Source organism: Streptomyces sp. NPDC047072, assembly GCF_040643855.1.
Taxonomy (GTDB): Bacteria; Actinomycetota; Actinomycetes; order Streptomycetales; family Streptomycetaceae; genus Streptomyces.
The window spans coordinates 73,160-83,636 of sequence record NZ_JBEYVC010000030.1 but is presented as its reverse complement, the minus strand read 5'-3'; the positions used below and the strand labels follow the sequence as shown (position 1 = coordinate 83,636).

The following is a 10,477-nucleotide window of genomic DNA, read 5'->3' as shown; positions in this document are numbered from 1 at the left end:
TGGCCTTGATCGGTGCGGATGTCCATGCTAACGGGAAGCAAGGGTGGCAAATTCCACCGATTCCACGGCTCGGACCCGCTCCGGGCTTCGTATGTCGCCGACACGCTGCAGCGCACCATGCTCCCGCCGTCGCTGCCCGAGCCGCCGGGCGTCCGGCTGGCCAGCCGCTATCTGCCGTCCTCGCGGACCGCGCAGGTCGGCGGCGACTGGTACGACGCGATCCCGCTGCCCGGCAACCGCGTCGCCCTGGTCATCGGCGACGTGATGGGCCACTCCATGACCTCGGCGGCGATCATGGGCCAGCTGCGGACCAGCGTGCAGACCCTGGCCGGCCTCGACCTGCCCCCGGACGAGGTGCTGCACCACCTCGATGAGCAGGCGGGGCGCCTGGGCAGCGAGCACACGGCGACCTGCCTCTACGCCATGTACGACCCCGTGCTGCACCGGCTGCTGATGGCCAACGCGGGCCATCTGCCACCGGTCCTGCTGCACCCCGACGGGAGCACGGAGGTGCTCCGGGTCCCGCCCGGGGCGCCGATCGGCGTGGGCGGCGGCGGGTTCGAGACCGTCGAGCGGCACGCGCCCGCCGGGGCCACCCTGCTGCTCTACACCGACGGCCTGGTCGAGTCCCGCGACTCGGACGTGCTGACCGGGATCGACCGGCTGTGCGGACGGTTGCGTACGACCGCGCCGGGACCCGCGCTCGTGACGCTGGAGACGCTGTGCGACCGGGCGCTCGGCACGCTGGGGACGGGTGGCCGCGACGACGACATCGCGCTGCTCGCCGCCCGCTTCGAGGGCATCCGGCCGGAGACCGTCGCGTACTGGTACATGGCCCCGCGCCCGCAGACCGCGGGACAGGCCCGCCGGCTGACCCGCAGGACGCTCCACGAGTGGGGTCTCGACGCGCTGGTGGAGACCACCGAGCTGATGGTCAGCGAGGTGGTGGCGAACGCCGTGCGCTTCGCGTCCCGGCCGATCACGCTACGGCTACTGTGCACCGACGTACTGCGCTGCGAGGTGGGCGACGACTCCCCGGTGGTCCCCCGGATGCGGCACGCCCGGCTGAGCGACGAGGGCGGCAGGGGCCTCTTCCTTGTGGACCAGCTGTCCGAGCGCTGGGGTGCGACGCGGTTGAGCACGGGCAAGGTGGTGTGGTTCGAACAGCCGCTGCACCGCTGAACGGACCCGACAGAACTTTCTGCCGGCCTCGGTACCCAAGTTCCTCCTCGCCTCACTGCTCGCCACGGTGTGCGGGGGGTGGCTGGGCTGGTCCCTTCCAGTGGCTCAGACGATCGCTCGGCGTAGACATCCACCAGCAGCGGCCACAGCCGGGCGCGTTCCTCGGGGTCGGCGGTGTGGGACCGCACCGGGTGCCGGTCCGCGTGGATCTGGATGTGGGTGTCCGGTTGGGCGCAGAGGTTGCGGTACCACTGCGGGTGTTTGGGCAGCCCGCCCTGGGAGGCGACGACGACGGTGTCCGGTCCGTCGGTCATGTAGAGCAGCGGGGTGGTGTGGAGCCGGCCGGACTTCCTGCCGCGATGGTCCAGGAGCAGGGTGGGTACAGGCTTGCGGAAGCCGGCGGCGAGACGCCACTTCCCGCCCAGCCGGCCACGCGTGCGCCGGTAGAGCCAGACCTGGGTCCTGGACATGTACGTGAAGATCTTCGGCAGCAGCGGGGCGTCGAGCTGCCGGGGTCGCGGACGGTGAGTGGACACGCGGGGGCCTCCGATCCGGCCGGTCGGCGCCGTCACGCGCCCCGGGCACACCGCCTCACGACCGCCTCCGGCGCATGGCCCCGAAGACGCCGAGACCGGTCAGAGAGACGAGCGCGGCGCCTCCGACCGCCGTCCCCAGCCGCAGCCCGGGCGGACGGAACGCGCAGGTGACACTGGTCGAGGTGCCGTCCAGCGGTACGGCGATCAGCCCGTGGTACTGCTTCGCGGGTACGGCGGTGGCGTCACCGGCGGCGCAGCGCCACCCCGCGATCCGGGGCGCCGCGACGACGGCGACGCCCTCGCTGCCCGCCGGGAGGTCGGCCCGGATCGTGCCGCCCGAGCCGGAGACGGTGACCTTCGTGGCACCGGTGGCCCGCAGGTGTCGTACGACCGTATGCAGTCGGCCCGTGTCCAGGCAGCCGACCGCCTGGTCCGGCACGACCCCCATCCGGTTCGGGGACAGTTCGATCGTGAGGCGCCCGGAGTCCGGGACCGTGCCGAGGCGCTGCATGGCGGCGATCTTGGTGAGGGGGCGGAAGTCGGCCCTGAAGCGTCCCGTGAGGCCCTGCGCGGACGGGCCGGCGAGCCGCGCGGTGCCCGCGAAGTGCGGCGCCCAGAGGTAGACCTCGCTGCCCGCCCGGCACCGGGCGGTGATCGTCGCCCTTGCGCCGACGCGCACGCCCTGCCGCTCATTGGTGCTGCGGTCCGCCGGCTTCCCGGCGCCGTTGCGGACGGTGATGCGGGGCAGGGTGTAGACGCGGGCGCCCAGCAGGAGTTCCTGGTTGCGGTAGGGCGAGGGCCCGAAGGAGCCGGTCGCGGCGGACGGCCGTACGGTCACCAGGGGCGGTACGGCCTCCCGGGTCACGGTCACTCCGGTGCCGTCCTGCGGGAACCAGTTCTGGTGCGGGTCCGGCGGTGAGTGCACTCGGGCGCCCACCGAGAAGATGGCGTCGGTGACCGCGTTGTCCAGGCTCTGGAGGCTGCGGCCGCCCGAGGTCCAGCCGTAGCCGAGGGCGGTGAGCGTGCCGCTGAGCACGGCGGAGGTGTGGCTGCTGTAGTACTGGGCGCCCTGGCCGCCGACCTCCAACGGGTCGTTGCCGACGGTCTGTTCGCGGCCCGGGTCGGTGCGGTAGCGGGGCCAGCCGTCGGCCTCGGCGATCGCGTCCGCCTGTTGTTGCTGCCGCTCGCCCCAGGGGGCGTAGTCGTCCATGTGGTCGACCCGCATCCGGGTGGCCACGGCGTCGGTGGCGGTGGCCTCGCCGAGCTGCGCCCCGACGAGCAGGACGGCGGCGAGCGCGGCCGGGGCCATCCGCAGCACGGGTCGTTCGCGGCCGAGGAGGAGCAGGCCGAGCAGCGCGCCCACGGCCGCGGTCAGGAAGACCGGCCAGGCGAAGAAGCGGACCAATGGGCTGCCGCTCGCGACGAGCGCGATCAGGGCGAGCAGTCCGACGGCGGCGGCGAGGGCGCGGCGGTCGAGGGGGCCGTAGGAGAGTGTGTGCCAGGCCGCGACGACCAACAGGGCGCACACCACGAAGGTCTGGCGGTACGAACTGCCCTGCGGCTCGGCGAAGGCGTGCCACATCAGATGGGTCGGGCCCCACTGCATCGACAGGGTCACGAGGACCACAAGGAGGGTCCATCCGGCCCGGACCCGGCGGGGAGCGGCCCGGTGGACGGGCAGTGCGAGGGCGAGCAGCAGGGCCGTGGTGCCGACGTAGAGCGCCGGGGAGCCGAAGCTGTACGTCGTCGGCAGCAGACGGGCGAGGAGGTCCTGTGTGCCCACCGGGGCGAACCGGGTGAAGCGGCCTTCGGAGGCGTGTGCGCTGCCGAAGTAGACGACCGTCACCAGGGGCGCGGCCAGGCCGATGCCGAGCCCGAAGGTCAGCGCGGCCCGGCCCGCCGCCGTGAGCTTGTGGCGGCGCGGGAGGCCGGTGAGCCACAGTCGCAGCAGGAACACCAGGGCGGCGGCGAGGGTGGCCATGTACGCCGTGTAGAAGTTGGCGATCCAGACGGCCGTCACCACCAGCACGCCGACCAGAGGGCGCCGGCCGCTCAGGACCCGCTCGCCGACCAGGCACAGCAGCGGCAGGGCTAGCAGCCCGTCGAGCCACATGAGGTTGTACGAGGCGGTCGCCACCGTCCAGCCGCACAGGGCGTACGACGCGCCCAGCAGGCCTGCCGCCCACCAGCGCCCGGGACGCAGCCGCAGCAGCAGCCAGGCCATGGCGGCACCGGCACAGGCGATCTTCAGCACGGTGATCAGGTAGACCGCGAGGTCGATCTCGTCTCTCGGGAACAGGGCGACGAGGAGAGCGAACGGGCTGGTGAGGTAGGTGCCGAGATCGGGCAGGAAGCTCGCGCCGTACCCCGACTGCCAGTTGACGAGAAGCCCGCCGGTGCCCCGGCCGTGCAGCAGGTCCCACAGGTGCGCGTGGAACGGGACGTACTGGTTGCCCAGGTCGTTGACGTTCCGGGTGCGCGGGCCGAAGGGGTAGCTGCGGGCCACGGCGTCGGCCGCGCAGAGCACGACGACGGTGATCGTCGCCGCGAACAGCGCGGCCTGCCGCTTGCCCGGCGCCGATTCCGGTGCGGGTAGGGGCGGACGGCCTCCCACGAGGTCGTCCGCGGTCTTCGGTGCGGGCGGGATGGTCGGTCGCACGCCCTGTCCACTGGTCAATTGAGGCCCCCGTCCGGGGTGTTCACCCGGTGCGTTGTCACTGCGCCGGATTAGACGGGGGGTGCGTTCGGTTGGTTGTGCGACCAGGGAAGGCGGTGAGATGAACTCTGCGCGATCCGGAGACCAACGGAAAGTGCAGGTCGGACACGCCCTCCATGACCTTACGCGTGGGTGCCGGCGAGGGCGTGGACGCTGTCGAGCACGCCCGCGACGCCGTGGTGGCGTCGGTAGGGGCGGAGTTGGCGGGCCGCGTCGGTCAGACTGCGGCTGGCTCGCCGGGAGTTGAGGGTCGGATAGACGTCGAGGAAGGCCCGCCAGTGCGGCAGGGCCTGGTCGAGATGGCCGAGGCGGAGGTGGGTCTCGGCCAGCCGGGCGCGGGTCAGGGCCGCGGGGAGCCGCTCGCCCGGGGCGCGCAGCCGCAGGGAGACGGTCAGCGCCTTCAGGGCCGAGGCGTGGTCGCCGAGGGCGGCCAGCATCGACGCGCGTTGGTAGTGCAGGGCGCCGGCCGGGTAGCTGGTGAACGGTCCGGGGGTGTCGTCGGCACGGGTGTGGAGCCGTTCGGCCTGCGAGAGGGAGTGCAGCGCCGCGTGCCGGTCGTGGTGGGCCTGGAGGACGGCCAGTTGGACCTGTGCGTAGGACCGGACCGCGATAGGGGCGTGGCGGGCGTGCACGGCGGCCTGCTCGGCGAGGTCGAGGACGGCCGGGGTGTGGTGGCCCAGGTCGTGGGCATGGGCGGCCATGGTGCGCAGCGCGATGGCGAGGGTGGTGCGGTCGTCGGCGTCCGCGGCGAGCCGGGCGGCGATCTGCTGGTAGTGCTGGGCGGCGCCGTCCTGGCCCGCGTCGACGCACATGCCGCCGAGGAGCAGCGTGAGTTGTGCCGCCGCGGACAGTACGTCGGCGTGGACCTGTCCGCCAGCGGCGGGGTGCAGATGCGGGATGACCTCGTGGGCCAGGTAGGCGCTCAACGGGGCTCGTACGTGCTGCCCGCCGTGCCGGTCGGCCGCGGTGGCGAACACGGCGGCCATGGTGCGCATCTGTTCCGCCCCGGGATCGTGCGGGCGCCCCGGGAACCTGTCGGCGGCGCCGGACGGCGACGGGGTGTACGGCGGGGCGAGGGCACTGTGGGTGAAGCCACCCGCTCCCGGCAGGACACGGCGCCGCGGGTCGAGCTCGGCATCGGTGAGGTGGGTGAGCTTGCGTACGGGATCGGCTTCCCAGGACAGGTCCGCGACGGCGGCCGGGGCCCGGGTGAGCCCGGCCTCCCGCGCGGTAACTCGCCGGCCCAGGCGGCGCGAGAGGCATTCGAGGATGAGTGCGGGAAACGGCGGCCTCGGTTGGACGCCCTGTGTCCAGCGTCCCGCGGTGGTGCGATGACACACCAGGCCGAGGTCTCGTTCCGCCGCCAACTTCCCGATGGCGAGCGCCAGTTGCGACGCCCCCCAGCCGGCGTCCTGCAACAGGAGCTGTAATCGGGTGTTCGGGGCGTGCGGCATGACTGCCTCCCGGGCAGACAGAACGGCGGCAGTGACGAACGGATCCTGCACAGCGGCTTCCCCCTCCGCGCGTGCGGTGCGGCTGTGACATGGGTGTCTTGGTTGCGGTAGGGCAGTCAAGCCGAGCGGTCCGGGCCGGGGTAAGCGTGTGCGCCGGGCATATGCAGGCAGTCGGTTCCCACCTCACGTGCTGTCCACACACCCCGAACGCGGGGCGTGCGCCCGTGGACGTCCGGTCGGCATGAGGAAATGCGCAGGATGCGCGAGGTTTTACTCCTCGACGCCCACTCCGGCGCGGCCACACAGAGCGCATCACCAGCATCACTGTCACCTTCGCCCGGCCTTACGTCGGCCACCTTTTCACAAATTCACCAAGCCGCACGACATGCACTCCCCCGGCCGCGTCCACGGCTGCGGAATGGTCAGTTCCCGTGGTGAACTGACCGTCCATTGCGGCGCATTGGCAGAAAAAGACCGGCCATTCACTGGGAGACTTATGAAGGAGAACGAGGAATCACCCACGCCCACTTCCGGCGCCTGCCTCCCCGATATGCTGCTGGAGCAGGAGCGCCGCGCCCCCGACCACATCGCCGTCGTCCACGGCGAGCACCGCCTCAGCCGCGCCGAACTCATAGCCGAAAGCCGCGACCTGGGATTCTTCCTGGTGGACGCGGGAGTGACGCGCGACAGTCGCGTGGGCCTGCTCATGGAACCGTCCATCGACCTGATGACCGGCGTCTGGGGCACCCTCTTCGCGGGCGCCGCCTATCTTCCGCTTTCCCCGGAATACCCGGAGGAGCGCATCGCGTACATGCTGCGGGACGCGGAAGTCACCGTCGTCCTCACCCAGGAGCATCTCCGTTCCGCTCTCCGCGATTTGGCCGGTCCGGGAGTGAGGGTGCTGACACTGGACGAGACCCGTAAAGCGCACACCGGGCGTCGATTGACTTCCCCGCGCCCCGATGATCTGGCATATGTCATCTACACGTCCGGCAGTACCGGAAAGCCGAAAGGCGTGATGATCGACCATCGCGGTCTGGTGAACCAGCTGGAATGGCTGCACAACTCCTGCGCGGTGAACGACCAAAAGCGGATTCTCCAGAAAACCCCGATAAGTTTCGACGCCGCGCAGTGGGAGATACTCGCGCCCACCCTCGGAGCCACGGTCGTCATGGGCGAACCCGGGATGTACCGGGACCCGGAAGCGCTTATCGACGCCGTCATCCGGCACGACATCACCACGCTCCAGTGCGTGCCCACCCTGCTCCAGGCACTGATCGACACCGAGGAGCTGCCGTCCTGCCGTTCGCTGCGGCAGCTCTTCAGCGGCGGCGAGGCCCTCTCCCGCGGCCTGGCCCGGCAGTGCCTGGACACCCTGCCGGACTGCCGGCTCGTCAACCTGTACGGGCCCACCGAGTGCACCATCAACGCCTCCGCCCACGTCGTCGACCGGACGGCCGTCGAGGACGGACCCGCCACCGTGCCGATCGGCACCCCTGTCCACGGCACCACGCTCCACGTCCTGGACGCCGAAGGACGGCCCACCCGGGCCGGGGAGATCGGCGAACTCCACATCGGCGGCGTGCAGGTGGCCCGCGGCTACCTCAACCGCCCCGACCTCACCGCCGAGCGCTTCCTGGACGACCCCTTCGCGGCCGGGCCCGGCGCGCGCCTGTACCGCACCGGCGACCTGGCGCACCGGAACCCGGACGGAACCGTCCAGTTCGTCGGGCGGGCTGACAACCAGGTGAAACTGCGCGGCTACCGCGTGGAGCTGGACGAGATCAGCCGGACCGTCGAGTCCCACGACTGGGTCAGGAGCTCCGCGGTCCTGCTGCGCGACGACAGCGCCACCGGTTTCCAGAACCTGGTCGCCTTCGTGGAGTTGAACCCGAGGGAAGCCGCCCTGATGGACCAGGGCGAGCACAGCCCCCACCACCGGTCCAAGGGCGACAGGCTCCAGGTCAGGGCCCAACTGTCGTACCAGGGCTGCCGTGACGAGGCGGAACTGGCCGGCCGACCGGTGATCGAACTGCCCGGGGCGGACGCCACACCCCGCCAGCGCGCTCTCGCCTTCGCCCGCAAGACGTACCGGTTCTACGAGGGCGGCGAGGTCCGCCGGGACGACATCGTGCGACTGCTCGCACGCCCCCGGGATGCCGTCGCCTCTCGCCCGCCCGACAGCCTGGGTCTCAATGAACTGGGCGTCGTCCTCAGGAACTTCGGGCAGCACCTCAGCAACGAACGGCTGCTGCCGAAGTTCGCCTACGCCTCCCCCGGCTCCCTGTACGCGACCCAGCTGTACCTCGAACTCACCGGTACAGCCGAGGTGTTGCCGGGCCTGTACTACTACCACCCCGTGCACCACCACTTGGTGCGCATCGGCGAGGCCGACCCGCGGCCGGGCCCCTCCATCCGCGTCCACCTCCTCGGCAAGCACCGGGCGATCGCACCGGTGTACCGCACCAACATCCGGGAGGTTCTCGAGATCGAGGCCGGCCACATGGTCGGTCTGTTCGAGGAGGTCCTGCCGGAGCACGGCCTCGACATCACGCCCGCCGCCCGCCCCGCCGTCCGGGAGCACCTCGACTGCGCGCCGGAGGACCACTTCCTCGGCTCCTTCGACTGGGTGCCGTACGGCACCGCCGCGCCTCACGACGCTCTCGAGGTCTACGTCCAGTCCCACCCCGGGAAGATCGCGGACCTGCCGGCCGGGCTGTACCGGTACGCCGACGGCCGTCTGGAGCGCATCAGCGACTCGCTCGTCCAGAAGAAGCACGTGGTCGCCATCAACCAACGGGTGTACGAGCGTGCCTCCTTCGGGATGGCGGTGGTGGCCCGTGGTGATGCCGAGCGGTCCTACGTCGACCTGGGCCGCGCGTTGCAGCGCCTGCAGACGAACGACCTGGGCATCGGCCTGATGTCGTCGGGCTACAGCTCCAAGTCCGGCAACGACCTTCCCGCGGCCCGGCGTCTGGAGCAGATCCTCGCCTCCTGCGGGCTGCCCACGGGGCCGTCGTACTTCTTCGTCGGCGGGCGGGTCAGCGAGGAGCAGGTGCGCGGCGAGGGGATGAAGGAGGACACGGTCCATATGCAGGGGCCCGCGGAACTGATCAAGGAGGATCTGTCCGCTCTGCTGCCGCACTACATGGTGCCCCACCGCGTCGTGGTCCTGGACCGGCTGCCGCTGACCGCCAACGGCAAGATCGACACCAAGGCGCTGGAGTCGTCCCAGGAAGCCGAACTCGCCTTTTCCGGGCGGACTTTCGTCGCCCCGCGCTCCCGCACCGAGCGCCGGGTGCGGGACGTGTGGCGGGCGGTCCTCGGGCGGGAACAGGTCTCCGTCCTCGATGACTTCTTCGAGTGCGGCGGCAACTCCCTGCTCGCCGTGGCGCTCGTCCACCGGCTCAACAGGGCGTTCGGAAGTGCGCTGCCGTACCAGACGTTCTTCGAGGCGCCGACGGTGGAGCAGCTCGCCCGCAGGCTGGACGCCGGGTCCCCCGCCACCGTCTCCCGTCTGGTGCCGCTGGCGTCCGGGGGCTCCGGCACCCCGCTGTTCTGCTGGCCGGGCCTGGGCGGCTACCCCATGAACCTGCGTCCGCTGGCCGCCGCGCTGGGCACCGACCGGCCCGTCTACGGCATCCAGGCCCACGGCATCAACCAGGGCGAGGTCCCCTACGGGACGGTGCGCGAGATGGCGTCGGCGGACGTCGAGGCCATCAGGGAGGTCCAGCCGGCGGGGCCGTATCTGATGTGCGGGTACTCCTTCGGCGCCCGGGTCGCCTTCGAGACGGCCCGCCTGCTGGAGCGGGCCGGCGAACGCGTGGAGCATCTCTTCCTCGTCGCCCCCGGGCAGCCCCGGCTACGGCCCGAGGACGCGGCCGAGGCGAGCGGCACCGCGGACTTCACCGACCGGGCCTTCCTCGCCCTCCTCTTCTCCGTCTTCGCCGGCACGCTCGACGGCCGGGTGCTGGACGATTGTCTGCGGACCGTCCACGACGAGGACGGGTTCACCGCCTTCGTCACCGCCCGCTTCCCCCGCCTGGACGAGAAGCTGGTGCGGGCCGTCACCGCGATCGTCCGGCGGACGTACGCCCTGACGTACGCGTTCCCCGAGCTGACCGGACGTCGGCTCGACGCTCCGGTGACAATCCTCAAGGCCGCCGACGACGACTGCTCCTTCCTGGAGAGCCGGAGCGGCTACTCGGCCACACCACCCACCGTGCACCGGCTCGGCACCGGCCACTACGCCGTGCTGCGCGAACCGCATGTCACCGAACTCGCCGCACGGATCCGCGACGGGCTGGCGGCCCCGTCCCACGTGCCCTTTCAGGAGGCCGACGTGCCCCACGTCCACATCAAGCACTTCCCAGTGCCCCTCACCCGGGAACAGGAGACCGAGCTGGTCGACGCGGTGACCACCGCGGTGCGGAAGGCCTTCGGCTGCGCCGAGGACGTCGTGTCCATCGCCCTCGAACCGGTCGACCAAGAGGCATGGCACGAGCGCGTCTACGTCCCGGAGATCGTCGAGCGCAAGGACCTGCTGCGCAAGGCCCCCAACTACTGATCCCCCTACCGGAAGGACCGCG

The 10,477-nt window shown here is 71.5% G+C and carries 3 protein-coding genes and 2 pseudogenes; 2 read left to right on the top strand and 3 right to left on the bottom strand.

Going from position 1 to position 10,477, the window contains the following annotated elements:
* Positions 1–90: 90 nt before the first annotated feature.
* Positions 91–1,182, top strand: a pseudogene (locus tag ABZ896_RS16265) (ATP-binding SpoIIE family protein phosphatase); the annotation flags it as partial.
* Positions 1,183–1,310: 128 nt separating this feature from the next.
* Here the strand turns inward: ABZ896_RS16265 and ABZ896_RS16260 are convergent.
* The 3 genes and pseudogenes from ABZ896_RS16260 to ABZ896_RS16250 all read right to left on the bottom strand — a co-directional run.
* A pseudogene (locus ABZ896_RS16260) lies at positions 1,311–1,652 on the bottom strand (nitroreductase/quinone reductase family protein); the annotation flags it as partial.
* A gap of 121 nt (positions 1,653–1,773) precedes the next feature.
* A complete protein-coding gene (locus ABZ896_RS16255) occupies positions 1,774–4,377 on the bottom strand; it encodes a YfhO family protein (RefSeq protein ID WP_360928269.1) in 2,604 nt (867 codons plus the stop codon).
* Positions 4,378–4,556: 179 nt separating this feature from the next.
* Entirely contained in the window at positions 4,557–5,888 is a 1,332-nt protein-coding gene (locus tag ABZ896_RS16250; RefSeq protein ID WP_360928266.1) for a hypothetical protein, read from the bottom strand.
* Between the two features lie 496 nt (positions 5,889–6,384).
* On the opposite strand from ABZ896_RS16250, the gene ABZ896_RS16245 reads away from it, so the two are divergent.
* Positions 6,385–10,455, top strand: coding sequence for an amino acid adenylation domain-containing protein (locus ABZ896_RS16245; RefSeq protein ID WP_360928263.1), 4,071 nt, complete (start codon positions 6,385–6,387; stop codon positions 10,453–10,455).
* Positions 10,456–10,477 lie beyond the last annotated feature (22 nt).

What these genes read in the sequence shown, in the direction of transcription:
- ABZ896_RS16250 (WP_360928266.1), bottom strand. Translation starts at nt 5,888, where the DNA reads ATGCCGCACGCCCCGAACACCCGATTACAGCTCCTGTTGCAGGACGCC.
- ABZ896_RS16245 (WP_360928263.1), top strand. Translation starts at nt 6,385, where the DNA reads ATGAAGGAGAACGAGGAATCACCCACGCCCACTTCCGGCGCCTGCCTC.